The sequence below is a fragment of the Streptomyces purpurascens genome (assembly GCF_045040895.1).
GTDB classification, from domain to species: Bacteria; Actinomycetota; Actinomycetes; order Streptomycetales; family Streptomycetaceae; genus Streptomyces; species Streptomyces purpurascens.
This window is the reverse complement of sequence record NZ_CP108341.1, coordinates 1535441-1557764: the sequence shown is the minus strand read 5'-3', so window position 1 is coordinate 1557764 and position 22324 is coordinate 1535441. Positions and strand designations below refer to the sequence as shown.

Annotated in this window: 21 protein-coding genes and 1 riboswitch; of the genes, 11 read left to right on the top strand and 10 right to left on the bottom strand. The window is 70.5% G+C overall.

What is annotated here, in order from left to right:
- From OHU35_RS07105 to OHU35_RS07085, 5 genes are all read left to right on the top strand, one after another.
- Positions 1-948 carry an FHA domain-containing protein gene (locus tag OHU35_RS07105; RefSeq protein ID WP_189724560.1) on the top strand — a complete coding sequence of 316 codons (948 nt, stop codon included), beginning with the start codon at positions 1-3 and terminating at the stop codon, positions 946-948.
- A 53-nt stretch (positions 949-1001) separates the two neighbouring features.
- Positions 1002-1742 carry a MerR family transcriptional regulator gene (locus OHU35_RS07100; protein WP_189724559.1) on the top strand — a complete coding sequence of 247 codons (741 nt, stop codon included), beginning with the start codon at positions 1002-1004 and terminating at the stop codon, positions 1740-1742.
- 85 nt (positions 1743-1827) lie between these two features.
- Positions 1828-2301, top strand: coding sequence for a bifunctional nuclease family protein (locus OHU35_RS07095; RefSeq protein ID WP_003988851.1), 474 nt, complete (start codon positions 1828-1830; stop codon positions 2299-2301).
- 314 nt (positions 2302-2615) lie between these two features.
- Positions 2616-3299 carry a MerR family transcriptional regulator gene (locus OHU35_RS07090; RefSeq protein WP_359894867.1) on the top strand — a complete coding sequence of 228 codons (684 nt, stop codon included), beginning with the start codon at positions 2616-2618 and terminating at the stop codon, positions 3297-3299.
- Positions 3300-3433: 134 nt separating this feature from the next.
- Positions 3434-4837: a DNA polymerase IV gene (locus tag OHU35_RS07085; protein WP_405505037.1), complete on the top strand. Its 1404-nt coding sequence runs from the start codon at positions 3434-3436 to the stop codon at positions 4835-4837.
- Positions 4838-4854: 17 nt separating this feature from the next.
- Here OHU35_RS07085 and OHU35_RS07080 read toward each other — a convergent pair whose 3' ends face one another.
- Positions 4855-5229 carry a PRC-barrel domain-containing protein gene (locus OHU35_RS07080; RefSeq protein ID WP_189724556.1) on the bottom strand — a complete coding sequence of 125 codons (375 nt, stop codon included), beginning with the start codon at positions 5227-5229 and terminating at the stop codon, positions 4855-4857.
- A 113-nt stretch (positions 5230-5342) separates the two neighbouring features.
- Positions 5343-5438: riboswitch (glycine riboswitch) on the top strand.
- A gap of 176 nt (positions 5439-5614) precedes the next feature.
- Between OHU35_RS07080 and gcvP the strand changes: the two genes are divergently transcribed.
- Positions 5615-8503 carry an aminomethyl-transferring glycine dehydrogenase gene (gene gcvP / locus OHU35_RS07075; RefSeq protein ID WP_359894869.1) on the top strand — a complete coding sequence of 963 codons (2889 nt, stop codon included), beginning with the start codon at positions 5615-5617 and terminating at the stop codon, positions 8501-8503.
- A gap of 84 nt (positions 8504-8587) precedes the next feature.
- Here gcvP and OHU35_RS07070 read toward each other — a convergent pair whose 3' ends face one another.
- From OHU35_RS07070 to OHU35_RS07050, 5 genes are all read right to left on the bottom strand, one after another.
- On the bottom strand, positions 8588-9007 hold the full coding sequence (locus OHU35_RS07070; protein WP_359894871.1) for a TOBE domain-containing protein: 420 nt from the start codon (positions 9005-9007) through the stop codon (positions 8588-8590).
- Between the two features lie 26 nt (positions 9008-9033).
- The gene (locus OHU35_RS07065) at positions 9034-10119 is read right to left on the bottom strand and encodes an ABC transporter ATP-binding protein (RefSeq protein ID WP_359894873.1); all 1086 of its coding nucleotides are present in this window, start codon (positions 10117-10119) and stop codon (positions 9034-9036) included.
- Between the two features lie 19 nt (positions 10120-10138).
- Entirely contained in the window at positions 10139-10975 is an 837-nt protein-coding gene (locus OHU35_RS07060; RefSeq protein ID WP_372498809.1) for an ABC transporter permease, read from the bottom strand.
- Positions 10972-11787, bottom strand: a complete 816-nt coding sequence (gene modA / locus OHU35_RS07055; RefSeq protein WP_189724552.1) for a molybdate ABC transporter substrate-binding protein — start codon at positions 11785-11787, stop codon at positions 10972-10974. The genes OHU35_RS07060 and modA overlap by 4 nt, the downstream gene beginning before the upstream one ends.
- A gap of 160 nt (positions 11788-11947) precedes the next feature.
- The gene (locus tag OHU35_RS07050; protein ID WP_189724551.1) at positions 11948-12343 is read right to left on the bottom strand and encodes a molybdopterin-binding protein; all 396 of its coding nucleotides are present in this window, start codon (positions 12341-12343) and stop codon (positions 11948-11950) included.
- 166 nt (positions 12344-12509) lie between these two features.
- On the opposite strand from OHU35_RS07050, the gene OHU35_RS07045 reads away from it, so the two are divergent.
- Positions 12510-13076, top strand: coding sequence for a DUF1707 domain-containing protein (locus OHU35_RS07045; protein WP_372498810.1), 567 nt, complete (start codon positions 12510-12512; stop codon positions 13074-13076).
- Between the two features lie 6 nt (positions 13077-13082).
- Here OHU35_RS07045 and OHU35_RS07040 read toward each other — a convergent pair whose 3' ends face one another.
- The gene (locus OHU35_RS07040) at positions 13083-15062 is read right to left on the bottom strand and encodes an APC family permease (protein WP_405505036.1); all 1980 of its coding nucleotides are present in this window, start codon (positions 15060-15062) and stop codon (positions 13083-13085) included.
- Between the two features lie 445 nt (positions 15063-15507).
- Between OHU35_RS07040 and OHU35_RS07035 the strand changes: the two genes are divergently transcribed.
- The 4 genes from OHU35_RS07035 to OHU35_RS07020 all read left to right on the top strand — a co-directional run bounded on the left by OHU35_RS07035 (position 15508) and on the right by OHU35_RS07020 (position 19779).
- Positions 15508-16800 (top strand): extracellular solute-binding protein, encoded by a 1293-nt coding sequence (locus tag OHU35_RS07035; protein ID WP_189724597.1) that lies wholly within the window; start codon positions 15508-15510, stop codon positions 16798-16800.
- A 6-nt stretch (positions 16801-16806) separates the two neighbouring features.
- A complete protein-coding gene (locus tag OHU35_RS07030) occupies positions 16807-17805 on the top strand; it encodes a carbohydrate ABC transporter permease (protein ID WP_405505035.1) in 999 nt (332 codons plus the stop codon).
- Positions 17806-17876: 71 nt separating this feature from the next.
- Entirely contained in the window at positions 17877-18641 is a 765-nt protein-coding gene (locus OHU35_RS07025) for a carbohydrate ABC transporter permease (RefSeq protein ID WP_229872965.1), read from the top strand.
- A gap of 73 nt (positions 18642-18714) precedes the next feature.
- Entirely contained in the window at positions 18715-19779 is a 1065-nt protein-coding gene (locus OHU35_RS07020; RefSeq protein ID WP_189724546.1) for an endo-1,4-beta-xylanase, read from the top strand.
- 105 nt (positions 19780-19884) lie between these two features.
- Here the strand turns inward: OHU35_RS07020 and OHU35_RS07015 are convergent, their stop codons facing one another.
- The 3 genes from OHU35_RS07015 to OHU35_RS07005 form a co-directional block, all read right to left on the bottom strand.
- Complete coding sequence (locus OHU35_RS07015; RefSeq protein ID WP_405505034.1) at positions 19885-20916, bottom strand: LacI family DNA-binding transcriptional regulator; 1032 nt, start codon at positions 20914-20916, stop codon at positions 19885-19887.
- A gap of 211 nt (positions 20917-21127) precedes the next feature.
- Entirely contained in the window at positions 21128-21334 is a 207-nt protein-coding gene (locus tag OHU35_RS07010; protein ID WP_189724544.1) for a DUF5999 family protein, read from the bottom strand.
- Between the two features lie 388 nt (positions 21335-21722).
- Positions 21723-22307: a hypothetical protein gene (locus OHU35_RS07005; RefSeq protein WP_189724543.1), complete on the bottom strand. Its 585-nt coding sequence runs from the start codon at positions 22305-22307 to the stop codon at positions 21723-21725.
- Between the last annotated feature and the right edge of the window lie 17 nt (positions 22308-22324).

The following is a 22324-nucleotide window of genomic DNA, read 5'->3' as shown; positions in this document are numbered from 1 at the left end:
ATGGGTGGTGCGTGGTGGAAACTGTCTGGTGCAGACGGACGTTGTCAGGATGTCCGGGTCGGCCAGAGTGTTCAGTCAGGGTTCGTCCTGCCCCACGGGCGGGTCTGTTTCGGTCAAGGGGAATCGCCCGTGAAGTTGTTTGCGAAGTTGTTCGGCAAGAGCCCGCGAGAGGGCAGCGACAATGCGACCGCACGTCATCGCGCACAGCCTGACGCGGAGGGCCAGCGGCCGCTGTTCCGGGACCAGGTCGGCGGTCCGGGCGGCGACGTTTCCGGAGGTCAGGGCGCGCCGTCGGTTGACCCTGCGCAGTCCGGCGGCATAGGTTTCGGGCAACCCTCAAGTGCGGGTGGAGGGTTTTCCGACCCGTATGCGTCCAATGCCCCCGGTGGGCAGCCGCGGCAGGAGGATCCGATGTCGGCCCTGGTGTGTACGAGGTGCGGCAACCGCAACGCGGAGAACAGCCGCTTCTGCTCCAACTGCGGCGCGCCGCTGCGGGCGGGCGCGACGCCGGAGCGTCCGTCCGAGACGACCTCCACGATCTCCATCTCCGGTCTCGAGGCCTACGATGCCGAGGCCACCGGCCAGACGCCTACGCCGACACTGTCTCCCGAGGCGCAGGCGGCCGTGGACGCGCTGCCGCTGGGTTCCGCGCTCCTGGTCGTGCGCCGCGGGCCGAACTCGGGCAGCCGCTTCCTGCTGGACGGCGATCTGACCACGGCCGGGCGTCATCCGCAGAGCGACATCTTCCTGGACGACGTGACGGTCTCCCGGCGGCACGTGGAGTTCCGTCGTGGTCAGGACGGCTCGTTCACGGTGGCCGACGTGGGCAGCCTGAACGGCACGTACGTGAACCGCGAGCGGATCGACCAGGTCGCTGTGAGCAACGGTGACGAGGTGCAGATCGGCAAGTACCGGCTGGTCTTCTACGCCAGCCAGCGGGGCTACTGACCCGGACCGCCTCCGGGGAATCCCAGCGAAGGTCCGTCCGTCAGGGAAGGTCCATGCTTCATACACCGAGCGGCGGTGCCGGGCACGGCGCCGCCGCCACGGACAGTGGGCTGATGAGCATCGGCACGGTGCTGAACGTGCTGCGCGACGAGTTTCCCGAAGTCACCATCTCCAAGATCCGCTTCCTGGAGTCGGAGGGGCTCATCGAGCCACAGCGGACTCCCTCGGGGTATCGCAAGTTCAGCGCCCGCGACGTCGAGCGCCTCGGTCACGTCCTGCGGATGCAGCGGGACCACTACCTGCCCCTGAAGGTGATCCGCGAGCACCTGGAGGCCATGGAGCGCGGTGAGGCGGTCCCGCTGCCGACCGTGGGCCGTCAGCGTGATGGCGATTCCGCGCCCGAGTCCTTCGAGGGGCCGCCCACGGCTGCCAGGGTCGGGCGTGAGGAGCTGCTCGCCGCCGCCGGGGTGGACGAGGAGGAGCTCAGGGAGTGGGAGTCGTACGGGCTGGTCACTCCACTGGAGGACGGGGCGTACGAGGCGGAGGCGGTCACGGTGGCGGCGCTCGTCGCCGAGCTGGGGCGGTTCGGGATCGAGCCGCGGCACCTGCGGGTGATGAAGGCCGCCGCCGACCGCGAGGCCGGGCTCGTGGACCAGGTGGTGGCCCCGCTGAAGCGGCACCGGAACCCGCAGACCAGGGCTCATGCGGAGGCCCGCACCAAGGAGCTGGCGGGGCTCACGGTGAAGCTGCACGCCGCGCTGGTGCAGACGGCGCTCGGGGTGCGGCTGCCATGAGCCGGCCGGACGTGTGGGGGCCGGATCAGGCGCCCGATCCCGGCCCGACTACCCAAACGTCCCGAGCACGGCCTAGGGTTGCTGTGTGAACGAGCTCGATGTCGTAGGTGTCCGGGTCGAAATGCCCTCCAACCAACCGATCGTGCTGCTGCGTGAAGTGGGAGGCGACCGTTACCTCCCCATCTGGATCGGGCCGGGGGAGGCGACGGCGATCGCCTTCGCCCAGCAGGGCATGGCTCCCGCGCGGCCGCTGACCCACGACCTGTTCAAGGACGTGCTGGAAGCCGTCGGTCAGGAGCTCACGGAAGTGCGTATCACGGACCTGCGTGAGGGCGTCTTCTACGCGGAGCTGGTCTTCGCCAGCGGCGTCGAGGTGAGCGCCCGCCCGTCCGACGCCATAGCGCTGGCCCTGCGCACCGGGACGCCGATCTACGGGAGTGACACGGTCCTCGACGACGCCGGCATCGCGATCCCGGACGAGCAGGAGGACGAGGTGGAGAAGTTCCGCGAGTTCCTCGACCAGATCTCCCCGGAGGACTTCGGCAGCAGCAGCCAGTGAGCTCCGGAGGCCGGTGAGCTTCGTGCCAGCAGGGAGCGGCGGCGGTCGTGAGACGCGTGGGCGGCCCGGCGGACGATGAGTCCGCGGCAGGGCCGCCGCCGTATGTGTGACGGGTGAATTGCCCGCATGTGCCGGTGGCGAGTGAGAGCGTCACACGGCCCGTGCCGAAGGCATTCGGCTAGCCTTTCCCCGCGGTGGGGCACGGGAAACCACTCTTAGGGTGATTATCACTCGGCGTGGCGAGTGTGGCGATCGTTGACGCACCCCGGGTGACTGCCTACCGTCGAGAAGGCAGGTCAAGGACGGAGGTCGGCGTGAGAAGCAGCGGCGACGGTACGGCTGGGGGCGGCCCCGAGCGCAGTCTCAGGGCGAGCGGTCCGTACGCTCCCCCCGCCTCTCGGCTCCTTTCGGGCGGGGGGTATCCCCAGCCCGATGGTGCGGCCGATCATGCTCCGCAGCGACCGTCGGCGGTGCCGAGCAGCGGAGGGACGACGTCCATGGCGTCCGAGCAGATCGGCTATCGAGGCCCCACGGCCTGCGCGGCCGCCGGTATCACCTACCGGCAGCTGGACTACTGGGCCCGCACCGGTCTCGTCGAGCCGAGTGTGCGCCCCGCGCATGGGTCCGGGACACAGCGGTTGTACAGCTTCCGGGACGTCGTCGTCCTGAAGATCGTCAAGCGGTTCCTCGACACCGGGGTGTCGCTGCAGAACATCCGCACGGCGGTCCAGCACCTCAGGGAACGCGGTTTCCGCGACCTGGAGCGGATGACGCTGATGAGTGACGGTGCGACGGTCTACGAGTGCACCTCGCCGGACGAGGTCCACGCCCTGCTCCAAGGGGGGCAGGGCGTCTTCGGGATCGCGGTGGGTGTGGTGTGGCGGGACGTGGAGAGCGCGCTGTCCCAGCTGCACGGGGAGCGGATCGACACCGGCGAGACCCTGGTCGGGTCCAACCCGGCGGACGAGCTGGCGCGGCGGCGGAATCGGGCCGTCTGACCCGTTGGACGGTGCGGGGCGCGTGCGGCCGCAGGAGGCGGGACGTTTCCGCACCGGGCTGTAAGCGCTATCTCCCGGGGCGGCCTGGAGGGTTCGGCACGGCGTTGTCAGTGGCGTAGGGCAGCATCGGAGTTGTGAGAACCGCGCCCACGATCCTGCATCTCGACATGGATGCCTTCTTCGCCTCGGTGGAGCAGGCGTCCAAGCCGAGTCTGCGCGGGAAGGCCGTGGTCGTGGGCGGACTCGGGCCGCGGGGTGTGGTCGCGACCGCGTCGTACGAGGCCCGGGTCTTCGGGGTGCACTCGGCGTTGCCCATGGCACAGGCCCGGCGGCTCGCGCCCAACGCCGCGTATCTCGTGCCGCGCTTCGGGTTCTACCGTGCGATCAGCGAGCGGGTGATGGAGCTGCTGGGGGCGCTGTCGCCGCTGGTGGAGCCGCTGAGCCTGGACGAGGCGTTCGTGGATCTGGAGGCCGGGGGCACGGCCTGGGACGAGCGGTCGGCGCGGCTGGCCGGGGTGAAGCTGCGTGCGGACATCCGGGCTGTCACGGGGCTCACGGGGTCGGTGGGGCTGGCCGCGTCCAAGATGCTCGCGAAGATCGCCTCGGAGCAGGCCAAGCCCGACGGGCTGGTGGTGATCGAGCCGGGGACGGAGCGGGCGATGCTGGGGCCGATGTCGGTGCGGACCCTGCCGGGGGTCGGGCCGGCGACGGGCGACCACCTTCGGCGGGCCGGGATCACCACGGTCGAGGAGATCGCCGAGGCGGGTGAGGACGAACTGGTCCGGCTGCTGGGGAAGGCGCACGGACACGGCCTCTACGCCATGGCCCTGGCGCGGGACGACCGGCCCGTGGTGGCGGAGCGGGAAGCGAAGTCGGTGTCGGTCGAGGACACCTACGACGTGGACATCCACGACCGGCTGCGGGTCGGGCTGGAGGTGCAGCGGCTAGCCGACCGCTGCGTACAGCGGCTGCGCGGGGCCGGGCTGTCCGGGCGGACCATCGTGCTGAAGGTGCGGCGGTACGACTTCTCGACACGCACCCGGTCCGAGACGCTGCGTGGGCCGACGGACGATCCCGGGGTGATCCGTGAAGCGGCGGCCAGACTGCTGGACTCGGTCGACACGACGGGCGGCGTGCGGCTGCTCGGGGTGGGAGTCAGCGGGCTCGCCGACTACACGCAGGAGGACCTGTTCGCGCAGGCGGCCGGGGAGCGGGCGGTCGCGGAGGGCCCGGTCGAGGAGCACGCCGCGGCGCCGGTCGAGGAACGGCCCGCGCCGGCCGAGCGGCGCTGGCCCGCCGGGCACGATGTGCGGCACGCCGGGTTCGGGCACGGATGGGTGCAGGGCAGCGGCTTGGGGCGGGTCACCGTACGGTTCGAGACGCCCGGCTCGGAGCCTGGGCGGGTGCGGACCTTCCGGGTCGACGATCCGGAGCTGGAGCCGGCGGATCCGTTGCCGCTGGTGTTACGAGAGCCTGAGGGGGACCATGCGCCGGATGGTGACTCCGGGGGTGTGGGGCTGCGGTCCGCCGCCCCTTAGGCGGCTCGCCGGGGGCTTCAGGCCGTCTCGTCCGTGCCCGCCAGTTTGCCGAACTGGTGGTCCTGGAGCGGGGGAGGGGCGGCGACGTCGAGACCGTAGTGGTGGTAGAGCTGGAGTTCCTGCTCCGGGGAGAGGTGGCGGCCCACGCCGAAGTCGGGAGCGTCCTTGATCAGGGCGCGGTCGAAGGGCACGTGGAGGGCGCCGTCGATCAGTTCGCTGGGCTCGAGGGGGACGAAGGCGTCCCTGCTGAACAGACCGGTCCGTATGGCCGCCCACTCCGGGACGCCGGTGGCGTCGTCGAGGTAGACCTCGTCGATCGTGCCGATCCTGGTTCCGTTGCGGTCGAACGCCTTGCGGCCGATCAGGTTGCGCGGATCGATATCGGTTCGCACGGGCCCTCCACATGGTCGCAACTCATCCGTAACCACTACAAAACGGCACAATCGAGGAGGCGGCCACTCGAAGGTTCGTGCGTTGACCGCGCTGGTAGGCTGACAACGGCTGCTGACCCCGTGCGGGAGAGTCCTCCAGACACCATCGGAGGCGCCGAAGGAGCAAATCCTCCCCGGAATCTCTCAGGCCCACGTACCGCACGGACGAGGTCACTCTGGAAAGCAGGGCGGATGTCACGGCTTCCGCTCTCACCGACGGTGAAAGCCGGAGGCCTTCGGGCGATCCGGTGAAGCTCTCAGGTTGACATGACAGAGGGGGAGGCCGTCCGGGTACCCGTGCCGTGGTGCCCCTCGAAGGTCGTGTCAGACCAGGAGGCCTCCGCATATGACCGCCCATCGCATTCCGCTCTCCGAACTCGAAGAGGCAGTTCCCTTCGAGCAGCGCCACATCGGCCCCGACCACGAGGCGTGCGCCAAGATGCTCGCGCACGTCGGCTACGGCTCGCTGGACGAGCTGACGGCAGCCGCGGTCCCGGCCGTGATCAAGAGCGCCGAGGCACTGGACCTGCCGGGCGCCCGCAGCGAGGCCGAGGTGATCGCCGAGCTGCGCTCCCTCGCCGACCGCAACCAGGTCCTCGGCTCCATGATCGGGCTCGGCTACTACGGCACGTTCACGCCGCCGGTCGTCATGCGCAACGTCATGGAGAACCCGTCCTGGTACACGGCCTACACGCCATACCAGCCGGAGATCTCGCAGGGCCGGCTCGAGGCGCTGCTCAACTTCCAGACCATGGTCGCCGACCTGACCGGACTGCCGACCTCCGGCGCCTCCCTGCTCGACGAGGGCACCGCGGCGGCCGAGGCCATGGCGCTGTCGCGGCGTCTGGGCAAGAACAAGAAGGGCCTGTTCCTGGTCGACGCGGACGCGTTGCCGCAGACCATCGCCGTGATCGAGACCCGGGCCGAGCCGACCGGTGTCGAGGTCGTCGTCGCCGATCTCAGTGACGGCATCCCCGCCGAGATCGCCGAGCGTGAGATCAACGGCGTGCTGATCCAGTACCCGGGCGCCTCCGGAGCCGTACGGGACGTCAAGCCGGTCATCGACCAGGCGCACGCGCTCGGGGCGCTCGTCACCGTCGCCGCCGACCTGCTCGCGCTGACCCTGCTGAAGTCGCCCGGTGAGCTCGGCGCGGACATCGCGGTCGGGACGACGCAGCGGTTCGGCGTGCCGATGGGCTTCGGCGGACCGCACGCCGGTTACATGGCCGTCGGGGAGAAGATGGCGCGCAGCCTGCCCGGGCGGCTCGTGGGCGTGTCCGTGGACGCCGACGGGAACAAGGCCTACCGGCTGGCGCTGCAGACGCGTGAGCAGCACATCCGTCGTGAGAAGGCCACCAGCAACATCTGCACCGCGCAGGTGCTGCTCGCCGTCATGGCCGGCATGTACGCCGTCTACCACGGGCCCGAGGGCCTGAGGAGCATCGCGCGGCGCACCCACCGGTACGCCACGGTCCTCGCCGCCGGGCTCGCGAACGGCGGTGTCGAGGTCGTGCACGGCGCCTACTTCGACACCCTGACCGTGCGCGTCGAGGGCCGGGCCGCCGAGATCGTGGCCACCGCAGCGGAGCGGAACGGGGTCAACCTGCGTCTCGTCGACGCCGACCACGTCTCGATCTCGTGCGACGAGACCACGACGCGGGCCCAGCTGCGTGCCGTATGGGCCGCGTTCGGGGTCGAGGGTGTCGTCGAGGCGCTGGACGCCGCCACGGAGGACGGCCTTCCCGGTGCCCTGCTGCGGTCCGACGAGTACATGACCCACCCCGTCTTCCACCAGTACCGCTCCGAGACCGCCATGCTGCGCTATCTGCGCCGGCTGGCCGACCGCGACTACGCGCTCGACCGCGGCATGATCCCGCTGGGCTCCTGCACCATGAAGCTCAACGCGACCACGGAGATGGAGCCGGTCACCTGGCCCGAGTTCGGGCAGCTGCACCCCTTCGCTCCCGCGGGCCAGGCCGAGGGCTACCTCACGCTCATCCACGAGCTGGAGGAGCGTCTCGCAGAGGTCACCGGGTACGACAAGGTGTCCCTCCAGCCGAACGCCGGGTCGCAGGGTGAGCTGGCCGGTCTGCTCGCCGTACGCGGGTACCACCGGGCCAACGGGGACGAGCAGCGCACCGTGTGCCTGATCCCCTCGTCCGCGCACGGGACCAACGCCGCGAGCGCGGTGATGGCGGGCATGAAGGTCGTCGTCGTCAGGACCGCCGAGGACGGCGAGATCGACGTCGAGGACCTGCGGGCGAAGATCGAGCAGCACCGTGACGAGCTGGCGGTGCTGATGATCACGTACCCGTCCACCCACGGTGTGTTCGAGGAGCACGTCTCCGAGATCTGCGCCCAGGTGCACGAGGCGGGCGGGCAGGTCTACGTCGACGGGGCCAACCTCAACGCGCTCGTGGGGCTCGCCAAGCCGGGGCACTTCGGCGGGGACGTCTCGCACCTGAACCTGCACAAGACCTTCTGCATCCCGCACGGCGGCGGCGGGCCCGGCGTCGGTCCGGTGGCGGTGCGTGAGCACCTCGCGCCGTATCTGCCGAACCATCCGCTGCAGCCCGAGGCGGGCCCGGAGACCGGGGTCGGCCCCATCTCCGCGGCGCCGTGGGGCTCGGCCGGAATCCTGCCGATCTCGTGGGCGTACGTTCGGCTGATGGGCGGCGAGGGGCTGAAGCGGGCCACGCAGGTGGCCGTGCTCAGCGCCAACTACATCGCCAAGCGGCTGGAGCCGCACTACCCGGTGCTCTACACCGGCCCCGGCGGGCTCGTCGCGCACGAGTGCATCATCGACCTGCGGCCGCTGACCAAGACGACCGGCGTGAGCGTCGACGACGTCGCCAAGCGGCTCATCGACTACGGCTTCCACGCGCCGACGATGTCGTTCCCGGTGGCCGGGACGCTGATGATCGAGCCGACCGAGTCGGAGGACCTGGCCGAACTGGACCGGTTCTGCGAGGCGATGATCGCCATCCGGGCGGAGATCGAGAAGGTCGGCTCCGGCGCGTGGCCCGCGGACGACAACCCGCTGCGGGGCGCCCCGCACACCGCCGGCGCGCTCGCCGGTGAGTGGGAGCACGCCTACAGCCGTGAGGAGGCCGTCTTCCCGGCCGGAGTCACCGCCTCCGACAAGTACTGGCCGCCGGTGCGCCGCATCGACCAGGCCTTCGGTGACCGGAACCTGGTGTGCTCCTGCCCGCCGCTGGACGCGTACGAGGACTGACCGACCGACCGGTCAGAGGGAGGGGCTCCGCCGTGCGGGGCCCCTCCGTCGTGCAGGGGCTCTGCGTCATGCAAGGGCTCTCCGTCATGCGACGGCGAGTGACACCTCGGTCGACTTGATCAGTGCGATGACGGGGGTTCCGGCCGACAGGCGGAGATCGTCCGCGGCGTCCTTGGTGATTGCCGCCGTCAGTTCGCCGCCTTCGACGGTGATCCTTACGGAGGCCATCGCGTCGCCGGCCGCGATGCCCGTGACCGTACCGGGGAGCCGGTTGCGGATGGACAGGCCCTCGACGGGCGCGGTGGCCAGCGCGACCTCCGTCGACTTCACCAGGGCGCGCACGGCGGTGCCCGGCGTGAGACCGAGGTCGTCGGCGGCCTCGCGGGTGATCGCGGCGGTGAGGTCCTGGCCGCCGGTGAGGCGAACCCTGACCGTCGCCATGGCCTCGCCCGGCGTGACGGCGGTGACGGTGCCGGGGAGCTGGTTGCGGATGCTCAGGCTCATGGGTGCACGGTAGCCCGATGAGTGCCTTATGCCGGGTACGCGTGTGTCTGCGTCGCCTTGACCGCCGCCCAGACCGGTGCGCCGGGGTGCAGATCGAGTTCGGCCGCGGCGACCGTGGTGAGGTCGGCCGTCAGCGGGAGTTCGCCGGTGAGGTCCGCGCGGACCTGGTCGGCGTGCGTCTCCAGGCCGGCGACCTCGCAGTGCCACAGGTTGCGGGCGCTGGAGCCGGTGGGGCGGTCCCGGTACAGCGTCACGGCGCTGGGCGGGAACGCGACGAAGGCCGGGCCGGAGAGTTCCTCCGTGGTCGTGATGGCCGGGCCCGTGTCGAGCCGGACCATGTGGCCCTCGGCCCGTCCCCGGTACAGGTTGAGGCCGACGAGCCGGGCGATGTAGTCCGTACGGGGGTGGCGGGCGATGTCGGAGGGCGTGCCCTCCTGGACGACGTGGCCGTGCTCGACGACGACCAGGCGGTCTGCCAGCACCATGGCGTCCAGCGGATCGTGGGTGACGAGGACGGCGACCGCCTCGAACTCGGCGAGGTGGCGCCGGAGTTGGGCACGCACCTCCAGGCGGGTGCGGGCGTCGAGGGCGGCGAGAGGCTCGTCCAGGAGCAGCAGGCGGGGTTGGGTGGCCAGGGCCCGGGCCAGGGCCACGCGCTGGGCCTGGCCGCCGGAGAGGCGGCGGGGCTTGGCGCCGGCGTGGTCGGCCAGGCCCATCCGGTCCAGCCACTCGGCGGCCTGGGCACGGGCCTCGGCCTTGCCGGCCCCCCGGCAGCGCGGCCCGAAGGCGACGTTGTCCAGGGCGGTCAGATGCGGGAAGAGCAGATAGTCCTGGAAGACGACGCCGACCGGGCGGGACTCGGGCGGCGTACGGTCCAGCCGCGTACCGTCCAGTGCCAGATGGCCCGAGGTGAGCGGCGTGAGGCCCGCGAGGGCGCGCAGGGCGGTGGTCTTGCCCGCACCGTTGGGCCCGAGCAGCGCGACGACGTCACCGGAAGCGGCGGTGAGCGTGACGTCGAGGCGGAACGCGCCGCGGTCCACGACGAGGTGGGCGTCGAGGCCTTCGGTCAGGAGGCCGGGTGCCGTGTCGTCGCGGTCGGTCGTCTGGGTCATGAGGTGTACGTCCAGGGTGTCAGGAGGCCGTCATCCAACGGTCGCGCAGGGCCGCGAGGACCGCGATGGACACGGCGAGCAGCACCAGGCTGAGGGCGATCGCGGCGGCCGGGTCGTTCTGAAGGGCGAGGTAGACCGCGAGCGGCATGGTCTGGGTGCGACCCGGGAAGTTGCCCGCGAAGGTGATCGTCGCGCCGAACTCGCCGAGCGCCCGGGCCCAGGCCAGCACGGCACCGGCCGCGATGCCCGGCGCGATCAGCGGCAGGGTGACCCGGCGGAACGCGGTGAAGCGGGAGGCGCCCAGGGTGGTGGCCGCCTCCTCGTAGCGCGGGTCGGCGGCCCGCAGGGTGCCCTCCACGCTGATCACGAGGAACGGCATCGCCACGAAGGTCTCGGCGAGGACCACACCCGTCGTGGTGAACGGCAGGGTGATCCCGAACCAGGAGTCGAGCCACTGCCCGATCACACCGTTGCGCCCGAAGGCCAGCAGCAGGGCCACACCGCCCACGACCGGCGGCAGCACCAGCGGCAGCGTCACCAGGGCTCGCACGAAACCGCGCCCGGGGAACCGCGTGCGGGCCAGCAGCCAGGCCAGGGGTACCCCGACCACCAGGCTCAGGCCCGTCGCCGCCGTCGCGCAGACGAGGGAGAGCCGGAGCGCCTCCCACACCTCGGCGCTGGTCAGCTGCTCGGGCAGGCTGCGCCAGGGCGCCCGGACGAGCAGGGCGATCAGGGGCAGCAGCAGGAAGGCCAGGCCGGCCAGGGCCGGCACCAGCAGGGGCACCGGCACCGTGCGGCCCCGCCGGCCGGGGCGGTCGCGGCGGGGCCGGCTCTCCACGGTGTCGGTGCTCGTCACGGCTTGAGGAACCCGGCCCCGGACAGCACCTTCTGGCCCTCGGCGGACCGCACCAGCGCGATGAAGGCCTTCGCCGTGTCGGGGTTGGGGGCGTTCTTGAGCAGGGAGATCGGATAGTCGTTGACGGCCTTGGCCGACTCGGGGAACTCCACGCCCTCCACCTTGTCACCCGCCGCGCGCACGTCGGTCTTGTAGACGACGGCGGCGTCGGCCTCCTTCAGCTCGACCTTGGTCAGGGCGCTCTTGACGTCCTGTTCGTACGAGACGGGGGTGAGCTTCAGGCCGCCGGCGTCCAGCGCCTTCTGGGCGGCGGCACCGCACGGGACCGCCTTGTCGCACAGGACGACCTTCAGGCCCGACCTGGTGAGGTCCTTCAGGGAGGAGATCCGGTCGGGGTTGCCCGGCAGAGTGGCGATCTCCAGCTGGTTGCGGACGAAGGTGGCCGGCGTGCCCGCCGCGTCCTTCTTGTCCGTCACGATCGCCATGGTCTTGGGGCTGGCGGCGGCGAAGACGTCGGCCGGGGCGCCGCTGGTGATGCTCGCGGCGAGAGTGTCGCTGCCGCCGAAGTTGAAGGTGACCTCGGTGCCCGGGTGGTCCTTCTCGAACTCCTTGCCCAGCGTCGTGAAGCTCTCCTTGAGGGAAGCGGCGGCGAAGACGGTGACCTCGCCGGAGAGCTTCGGCGACGAGGACGCCGAGGAGCCCTTGTCCGAACCGGTGTCGGAGGAGGAGCAGGCGCTCAGGGTCAGCAGCGCCGCGGCGGACACACCGGCGACCTGGAGCATCCGGCGGGTCCGGTGCGCGGAACGGGTCATCTCGGGGCCACTCCCTCTGTGTGCTGGAGGAAGGGCCCGCCGGGCCCTTCCGATACGTCGATCATACTGACGCATCTGCGAGGCAGAAGTCTCCTGTCACTTCGCATGAGCGAGGGCGAGTGGCCCTACGGGTGTGTATGTGCGTTCGTACGTACGAGGCTCAGACGCGGTCGATGTGGACGTTCGTCGACTTCACGCGGGCCGTCGCCTCGATGCCCACCTCCAGGCCCAGCTCCTCGACGGCCTCGCGGGTGAGCAGCGAGACGAGCCGGTGGGGGCCGGCCTGGATCTCCACCTGGGCGGCGACATCGCCGAGTTTGATCGCGGTGACGATGCCGGGGAAGGCGTTGCGGGCCGAGGTGTACGGGGCGTCCTCCTCGGTGGTGCCGGACCTGGCGAGTTCGACCGAGAAGGCGGCCAGGTCCCGTCCGTCGACGAGCCGTCGCCCGGCCTCGTCGCGGTGGGTGGTGAGGCGGCCCGCGTCCGCCCAGCGCCGGGCGGTGTCCGGGCTCACGCCGAGCAGTCGCGCTGCCTGGCCGATCGTGTAGGACTGCATGCCGGTCACGATAGGGGCGGGGGAGGGGAACGGCGGATGCGGGGTTGGCCGTCGGGTGTGACGCGATATAGCGTTAGTCGGCGAGTGGGTGGGTCGGGTGCCGCGCCCGGGGAGATCGGGGGCTGTGATGGCGGGGGAGTTCTCGCGTACCGGTGGATCGCCCGAGGTGAGGGCCTCGCATGCGGACCGGGACCGGATCGTGGACGTGCTGCGCGTCGCCGCGGGCGACGGCCGGCTGACCATGGAGGAACTCGACGAGCGGCTGGAGGCCGCGCTGTCCGCCCGTACGGTCGGCGAGCTGGCCGTGCTGACGACGGATCTGCCCGAGGCGGTGGGCGAGACTCCCGTCGAGGCCGAGGACGTCGTCCGGATCGAGCAGCAGGGGGCCTCGACCCGGCGCGGCGACGCCTGGGTGGTGCCACGGCGCCTGGAGATCCGTTCGTCGTTCGGCGAGGTGACGCTCGACTTCACCGACGCGGTGATCACCCAGGACACGCTGCACATCGACCTGGAGATGGGTGGCAGTGCCCTGAAGCTGGTGACCCGGCCGGGTGTCGTGGTGGACACCGGATCGCTGGTGCTGAACTACTCCAAGATCAAGGCGCGCCGGGCGAGAGGGGCAGCCGAGGCGCCTGTCGTGCTGCGGGTGCGGATCACCGGCGAGATCAGCTTCGGACAGGTCGTGGTGCGCCGGCCCCGCAGAGGTCTCGGCAGGAGAAGGCCGGGCGTCTGAGGCCGGTCAGCCGACGTGCACCCGCGGCCGCCGCTTCCGGTCGCGTTCCGCCTCGCGCAGGACCTCGCGGGTCACCGGCGCGACCTCGCCCTGGCCGAACAGGAAGAAGCGCAGGAGGTTCGTGAAGGGTCCGCCCTCGGTCCACTCGAAGTAGATGTGCGGGGTGCAGCCGGTCGTGTCGCGCACGTGGAGGAGCAGGGCGGCCAGCGCGTTGGGGACGGAGGAGGACTCCAGGGTCAGAACGCGGTAGCGGCCGTGGAGCACCTCGCCGCGTACGGTCAGGCTCGCCTCGAACTCCGACGGGTCGGTGACCGACACCTCGACGAAGACGAAGTCCTCCTGCCCGGACACGTCGTTGTCCTGCCGGATCTGCTCGATCTTGTCCCGGTACTCCGCGATGTCGCGCCGGTCGGGCTCGTTGGCGATGAACCGCATCCTGCGGCTGGCCATGTCCCGGACGAAGCGCTCCGCCATGCCGTCCAGCGACACGCTGGTCACGCGCAGCTCGAACGCCCGGGCCAGCCGTGACAGCAGGGAGACGAGGATGATCCCCGCGATGAAACAGGCACCGATCTTCACGCCGTCCGGGCGCTCGATGACGTTGAGCACGGTCGTGTAGAGGAACACCGCGGAGATGACCGCGAAGCCGATGGTCCAGTTCCGCTGCCGGGCCTTGCGGGCGGCGATGGTCACCGCGATCGCGGCGGAGCTGATGAGGACCAGCACACCGGTGGCGTAGGCGCCGCCCTGCGCGTTGACGTCGGCGTCGAAGATCCAGGTGACCAGGAACGCGACCAGGGTGAAGACGATGACCATCGGGCGCACGGCGCGGGCCCAGTGCGGGGCCATGCCGTAGCGGGGGAGGTAGCGCGGCATCAGGTTGAGCAGGCCCGCCATCGCGGAGGCGCCGGCGAACCACAGGATGGCGATCGTCGAGACGTCGTAGACGGTGCCGAAGGCGTTGCCCAGGTAGTCGTGGGCCAGATAGGCCAGTGCGCGTCCGTTGGCCTGGCCGCCCGCCTCGAACTCCTTCTCGGGGATGAGGAGGGTGGTGATGAAGCTGGTGGTGATCAGGAAGACGCTCATGATGAGAGCGGCCGTGGTGAGCAGCTTCTTCGTGTCCCTGATGCGACCCTTCGGGTTCTCCTCCGTGTCGCCGTCGTCGCCCTTGACGTGGGGCATCACGGCCACGCCGGTCTCGAATCCGGACAGACCGAGGGCCAGCTTGGGGAAGACGAGCAGAGCGACGCCGATCATGGCGAATATGTTGCTGTGCTGCGTGGTGAGGGCGCTGGACCAGTCGGTGACCACATGCCCGGCGGTGGCCACGTGGTAGAGGCCGACGGCCACCACGACCGCGTTCAGCGCGAGGTAGGCGCCCACCAGGGCGACCGCGACGCCGATGGCCTCCAGGAAGCCCTTGAGGAACACCGCGCCGAGCAGCGCGACCAGGATCAGCGTGATGAGCAGTTGCTTGTCGTGCAGGGCGCTGTTCAGGTGCGGGTTCTCCACCAGGTGGGTGGAGGCGTCGGCGGCCGACAGGGTGATGGTGATCAGGAAGTCGGTGGCGGCGAAGCCCAGCAGGGTGAGGACGAACAGCTTGCCCTGCCAGAAGGAGAGCAGCCGCTCCAGCATCGCGATCGAGCCCTCGCCGTGGGGGCTCTCCTCGGCCACCCGGCGGTAGACCGGCAGGGCGCCCGCCAGCGTGACGATCACCAGCACGATCGTCGCGATCGGGGAGAGCAGTCCGGCGGCCAGGGCCGCGATGCCCGGCTGGTAGCCGAGCGTGGAGAAGTAGTCGACGCCGGTCAGGCACATCACCCGCCACCAGGGCTGGCCCTTGTGCGGGGGCTCCGGTTCGGCGTGGGGTCCGGTGTGGCCGCCGCCCTTGCCCATGTCGGACAGGCCCTCCAGCATCCAGGCACGCAGGCGACCGGGTGGGGCGGGCTCCGTACGGCTCGGTGGCAGGTGCTCAGTGGTGGCCATCGAAGGTGCTCCCGAGAGGCGGCGCAGGGTATTTCCGGCCATCACTGGACGGCCCGATCAGCGTAAGCGGAGCGTGATGTCGTGGCCCTGGGATGTGGGCGCTGGGCGCGTCAAGCTTCCGTTAAGACTCGGCGTCGGGTGCCGCCGGTCGGGGTGCCGGGAGTGGGAAACCCGAGCTGAGGGCGGGTGGGGCGGCTGCCGAGCGGCCCGTCCGTGCGCCAACGCGGTGTCCGCGGCCGGTCCCTATCTGAACACCCTGTGTGATCGCAGGCCGGGTGGACTCCGTAAGGTTCGTTAAGCATTCCGAATGTTTCGCCCACTCTCACGCTCTTGCCTCGCGGGGAGATTCACCGTGCGCGAGGGGTTGTCACCCTTTGGCGGCTGTCTCTAGGGTGCGGCAACGACGCAGCTTTCTGGAGTTCATCCGAAACTTTCGAGGAGCATGATGGGCGACCCGGCACTGTCCCGCCGCGGCTTTCTGGCGGCCTCCGCCGCGGCCGGTCTGGCAATGACGGCCCTGACCGCATGCGGCGGGGACTCGGACGGAGGGTCGTCGGGGACGACCACGATCGAGTGGTGGAACATCTCCACCACCGAGCCGGCGAAGAGTGTGTGGGCTGCTCTCGCCCGCAAGTTCGAGGCGCAGAACCCCAAGGTCAAGATAAAGATCGTCCAGCTGGAGAACGACGCCTACAAGTCGAAGATGACGGCCCTGACCTCCTCCGGGAAGCTGCCCGACATCTTCCACACCTGGGGCGGCGGAGTCCTGAAGCAGCAGGTCGACGCCGGACTCGTCGAGGACCTCACGGACAGCACCAAGCCGTGGGGCGACGCCCTGCTCCCGGTCGCCAGAGAGCCGTACCTGATCGACGACAAGGTCTACGGCATCCCGTTCGACATCGGCATGATCGGCTTCTGGTACAACAAGGCCCTCTTCGAGAAGGCCGGCATCAGCGCGCCCCCGACCACGTGGGCCGGCTTCCTCGACGCCGTACGGAAGCTGAAGTCCGCCAAGGTCACGCCCCTCGCCCTGGCCGGCAAGGAGAAGTGGCCCGGCATGTACTACTGGGCCTACCTCGCGATGCGCACCGCCGGCGCCGACGCGCTGCAGAAGGCCTACGAGGACAAGGACTTCACCGGCGCCCCCTTCGTCGAGGCGGGAGAGCACCTCGACGAACTCGTCGGCCTCCAGCCGTTCCAGAAGGGCTACCTCGGCGCCGCCTACTCCACGCCCACCGGCCAGGCCGCCACCGTCGGCAACGGCAAGGCCGCCATGGAGCTCATGGGTCAGTGGGCCCCCGTGGTGCAGGCCGACGCGGGCAAGGGTCTCGGCAAGGACCTCGGCTTCTTCCCGTTCCCCGAGGTCGAGGGCGGCAAGGGCGCCCTCACCGAGGTGTTCGGCGGAGGCGGCGGGCACGCCCTGCGCCGGGGCGCCCCGCAGGCGGCCGTCGACTTCCTGAAGTTCTTCGCGTCCGAGGCCACCGACCTGGAACTGGTCAAGAAGACCGGCGTCCTCCCCGTGGTCCCGGCGGCCGAGAGCGCCATCGCCGACCCCAACATCAAGGCCGTACAGGAGCAGTTGAAGAAGGCCACCGGCTTCCAGCTCTACCTCGACCAGGCGTACGCGCCCGCCGTCGGCCAGGAGGTCAACGACAGCGTCGCCGCGCTCATCGCCGGTTCCAAGTCTCCCGAGCAGGTCGGCCAGTCGATCACCAGGACCGCGAAGGAAGAGCAGTAGCCGGCGATGACCTCCACGTTCCTGCCGGACAAACGGACCGGCCCCGATGTCGGCCCTCCGCCCCCGGCCGCGGACCGGGCACGGAGCCGGGCCCGGCGACGCGCGCTGAACTGGCTGACCGCGACCGGCTTCCAGCTGCCCGCCCTGGTGCTGTTCATGGGGCTCGTGCTGCTGCCGATGCTGTTCGCCCTGTACGCCGCGTTCTTTCGCTGGGGCGGCTTCGGCATGCCCTCCGACTACATCGGCGGCGAGAACTTCACCCGGCTCTTCCAGGACGAGGTCTTCCTGGGCGACCTGTGGCGCTGTCTCGTCCTCGTGGCGCTGTCGCTCGTCCTGCAGCTGCCGTTCGCGCTCGCCATGGCCGTCCTGCTCAACCAGCGCATGCGCGGCCGGGCGGTGTACCGGATGCTGTTCTTCGCCCCGTACGTCCTGTCGGAGGCGATCACCGGTGTCCTGTTCGGCATGATCTTCGCCCCGGACGACGGCTTCGCCGACCAGCTCCTCGGCAGGCTCGGGCTGGAGGGGCTCGGCGGGGAGTGGTTCGCCGACCCGTCCATGGTCATGGCGACCCTGTTCCTGGTCATGACCTGGAAGTACTTCGGCTTCCACATGATGCTGTACCTGGCCGGACTCCAGGCCGTCCCCAGGGAGCTGACCGAGGCGGCGCTCATCGACGGGGCCGGTCCCTGGCAGCGCTTCCGCAATGTGACCCTGCCGCTGCTGGCACCCACCCTGCGCATCAGCGTGTTCCTGGCGGTCATCGGGTCGATCCAGCTCTTCGACCTGGTGTGGGTGACCACCGCGGGCGGCCCCGACCACCACTCCGAGACCATGGCCGTGACCATGTTCCAGTACGGCTTCAAGCGCTACCAGGTCGGCTACGCCAGCGCGATCAGCGTGGTCATGTTCGGCATCAGCCTCGTCTTCGCCCTCGCCTACCAGCGGTTCGTGCTCCGGCGCGACCTGCAAGGGGCCACCACGACCATGCGGGGTGACGGAAAGTGACGGTCAGTCGGAAGTCCCGCAGGGGCGGGAGCGTGCCTCTGCACCTCGTCCTGGTCGTCGTCGGCGCGGTCATGGCCGTCCCCCTGCTCTACGCCGCGCTCTCCGGCTTCAAGTCCACCGACGAGCTGTCCCGCAACCCGGTCGGTCTGCCCGAGTCGTGGGTGACCTCCAACTACACCCAGATCCTCGGCTCGGGGGACTTCTGGCGGCTGATCGGCAACAGCACGCTGATCGCGGTGGGCACGACCGTCCTGGTCGTCGCGGTCTCGGCCCTGTCGGCCTTCTCCTTCGCACGGTTCGCCTTCCGTGGCCGGGAGGTGCTGTTCACGCTGTTCACGATGGGGCTGATGTTCCCGTTCGCGGTGGCGGCCCTGCCACTGTTCCTGCTGCTGCGCTCCCTTGGCCTGCTGGACAACCCCCTCGGCGTGATCCTCCCGCAGGCGGCCTTCGGGCTGCCGATGACCATCATCATCCTGCGGGGCTTCTTCCGGCAGATCCCCGGCGAGCTGGAGGAGGCGGCGACGCTCGACGGATGCAGCTCGTTCGGCTTCTTCTGGCGGGTGCTGCTGCCCATGGCGCGGCCCGCGCTCGGCACGGTCTCGGTGCTGGCCGTCGTCACCAGCTGGAACAACTTCTTCCTGCCGCTGCTGGTGTTCACCGACGCGCAGTGGTGGACGCTGCCGATCGGCGTGCAGCAGTTCCAGGGGCAGTACTCCGCGGAGTACGCCAAGGTCTTCGCCTATCTGGTGCTGGCCATGGTCCCCGCACTCGCCTTCTACTCGGTCGCCGAGCGGCAACTCGTCGGCGGCCTCACCGCGGGCGCCACGAAGGGCTGACGCGCGCCGCGGACGTACGTCCGGCTCACCCACCCACCTGATCTGATCCGATCTGATCGTGAGGAGTCGCACCATGCGCAGGACCGCCATACGGCTCAGACTCGCCGGGGCGCTGGCCGCCGTGCTGGTGGCCGGAGGCATCGCCACCGGCCCGGCGGCACAGGCCGGCGAGGAGTACGGCAAGGAACCCACCCTCGCGGACCTCGCCCAGCGGCACGGCCGCTACTTCGGCAGCGCGACCGACAATCCCGAGCTCGTCGACGCGCCGTACAAGGCCCTGCTCGGCAGCGAGTTCGACCAGATCACGCCCGGCAACGGCATGAAGTGGTACGCGACCGAGCCGCAGCAGGGCGTGTTCGACTTCTCCCAGGGCGACGAGATCGTGAACCTCGCCCGTGCCAACCGGCAGAAGGTGCGCGGCCACACCCTGGTCTGGCACAGCCAGTTGCCCGGGTGGCTCACGGGGCGGGAGTGGACGGCGCCCGAGCTGAGGGCCGTGCTGAAGAAGCACGTCCAGGCGGAGGTACGGCACTACCGGGGCAAGGTGTTCGCCTGGGACGTCGTCAACGAGGCGTTCAACGAGGACGGTACGTACCGGGAGTCGGTCTTCTACAAGACGCTCGGGCCCGGGTACATCGCCGACGCGCTGCGCTGGGCGCATCAGGCCGATCCGCGCGTGAAGCTCTACCTCAACGACTACAACATCGAGGGGATCGGCCCGAAGAGCGACGCGTACCACAAGCTCGCCAAGGAGCTGAAGGCCAAGGGCGTCCCGCTGCACGGCATCGGCCTCCAGGCCCACCTCGCCCTCCAGTACGGCTATCCCACCACCCTGGAGGACAACCTCCGCCGCTTCTCCCGGCTCGGCCTCGACACGGCGCTCACCGAGGTCGACATACGGATGCAGCTGCCCGCGACCGAGGAGAAGCTGGCCCAGCAGGCCGAGTGGTACCGGGACCTGACCGAGGCGTGCCTGGCGGTACGCCGGTGCGTCGGCATCACCCTCTGGGACTACACCGACAAGTACTCCTGGATCCCGCCGTTCTTCCCGGGCGAGGGCGCGGCCCTGCCGTGGGACGAGCAGCTCAGGCCGAAGCCGGCGTACTTCGCGCTGCGTGAGGCGCTCGGGGGGAGGTAGCGGGGTGGGTGGCGCCCTGCTGTCGGGGGGCGGCGGGGCGCCGTTCGGGATGTGCCGGGGGTGGGCCGGCGCCGCTGTCCGGTCGGTGTCGGGCCCGGCTCCGGGTCAGGCTTGCCCCGGGGGCATCGTGCTGGCGCGGATCACCAGGTCCGTTCCCAGTTCCACCCGTGGGGAGTCGGGTTGTTCGTCGCGGGTCAGGCGGAGGGCCGTGCGGGCGGCCAGTTTGCCCATGTCGGCGAGGGGCTGGCGGATCGTGGTCAGCGGGGGAGCCGACCAGCGGACTTCCGGAAGGTCGTCGAAACCGACCACGCTCATGTCCTGCGGCACCCGCAGCCCGCGCCGCCGCAGTGCCTCGATCGCGCCGAGTGCCATCTGGTCGCTGGCCGCGAACACGGCCGTCGGCGGCTCGGGCAGGTCGAGCAGAGTGTTGCAGGCGGTGAAACCGGACTCGGGGCGGAAGTCGCCGGGGACGACGAGGGACGGGTCCATCGCGACACCGGCGCCTTCGAGGGCCGCCCGGTAGCCGTCCAGCCGGGCCCGGGAGCACAGCAGGCGCGGTGGGCCGGCGATCAGGCCGATCCGGCGGTGGCCGAGGGACAGCAGATGCTCGGTGGCCGCCATGCCGCCCGACCAGTTCGCGGCGCCGATCGTGGGCGCGTCCAGGGCGGGAGAGCCCGCCGGGTCGACGACGACCAGCGGGACGCCGAGGATCCGCAGTTCCTCGTGGAGCATCGGCTCCAGCGCCGACGTGACGAGGATGACGCCGTCGGACGCGCGGGCCCGGAGGTTGCGCATCCACTCGCGGGCGTCGCCCGACCGCCCGTGGATGGCCGACACCACCGTGCCGACCCCGGCCGCGTGCGCGACCTCCTCGACGCCGCGGATGATCTCCACGGCCCAGGGACTGTCGAGGTCGTTGAAGACCAGGTCGAGCAGGGCCGCACGGGTCCCCGGGGCCGCGGGGCGCTTGCGGTGGCCGTGCCGGCGCAGCAGCTCCTCGACCCGGGCCCGGGTCTGCGGCGACACGTCGGACCGGCCGTTGACGACCCGGGACACGGTCGGCACGGACACGCCGGCCTGCCGGGCGATCTCCGTGATCGTGACCTTGCCCTCGGCGTCGGCCTCACGTGCTGCCACTTGCCCCACCTCCGTCGACGGGTGACCGCGAAACTTCCAGGAGTCTTCCGGAAAACGGGCACCCGTGGGAAGGCGTACGAGCCAGGAACGGGAAGTCGCGGCGGGTGACGGGGAGTGACGACCCCCGGACATGCGTCGGGGCCGGTTCGCAGGGTGTCCCGCGGCCGGCCCCTCATGTCTGCGGGCGGGGCGTCACCCCGCCCGGCGGCCCTCAGGCAGCCGTCATCACCTGGCTGCCGGCCAGCGGACGGTGCGGGTCGATGACCCGGCCGTCCGGCAGAAGCTCACCGGTGTCCTCGAAGAGCACCACGCCGTTGCACAGCAGGCTCCACCCCTGTTCCGGGTGGTGCGCCACGAGACGGGCGGACTCCCGGTCGGCGGATTCGGCTGATGAGCATGGTGTCTGGTGCTGGCACATGGGTGGGATCTTTCGCTCTGTCGTGATGGATGAGGTGACTGAGTTGTCTGAGTCGGTCGTCGTGTCTGTTCCGCGGCTAGAAGTGTCGTTCATGGCCGCCCCCCGTGATAAGTCGTCGGAACCCAGTGTTGCCCCACGGGCGTCATTCCGCAGGGATTTCGCGGCACCGCTTCTCACAGATTCAGGACGCGTCACCCGCGCGGACGGTTCATCCCAACTGGGCTGTCACTTCGGGTGGTTCGCAGTGGCCGGATAGGGCTAGTCAGGTCGGGCCGGGGGGCTTTTCGGCTCGTACGAGCTATTAGGTGCTCGTACGAGCGATAAAAAGCCCGCACCCCGTCGCCGGGAATTCGGCGACGGGGTGCGGAAGGCTTCGCGCGTAGCGTTTTCAGGCGGGTGAGCCGAGCAGTCTCGTCGGAGTCGCCCGGTGGGTCAGCACCGGGAGGAGTTCGGCGACGCGGTGCGGGCGATGTGCCGCGATGCCGGGAGGCGCGGGCGCCAGCGGGACGAGCAGGTCGGTGGCGGCGGGGTGGCCGGTGGCACCGTCCGCGGTGCAGTCCTCGTGCAGCCAGAGCGTCAGCATGTACAGGCCGGGCACCGACAGCAGGCGGGGCTGGTACGGCTGCGGCATCGTCTCGGCCTGGCGCAGGGCACGCTCGGTGGAGGTGATGTACGGGCCTTCGAAGAAATGGGAGAAGGCCCAGCCGTCGGGAGTCAGCATGGTCTCCGCCGCGGCCACGGCACGCTCGCCGCAGCGGATCAGGAAGCGCCACCCGGCCAGCCGGGTGGCCGATACCCCCTCGGCCGTGACCCGGTCGAGAACGTGGACGGGCAGCGGGAGCTCGGCTGCGACGGGTCCCTGGGCGCGGAGCAGGGAGGGAGTTCGGGCCTCCCGGACCGCGGTCGGCGAGGAGAGCGCAGTCAGGACGGAGCGGAGTGCGGGCGCGGGAGCCGGAGGGACATGCAGCGGCATGGTGGGTCGCCTCTCAT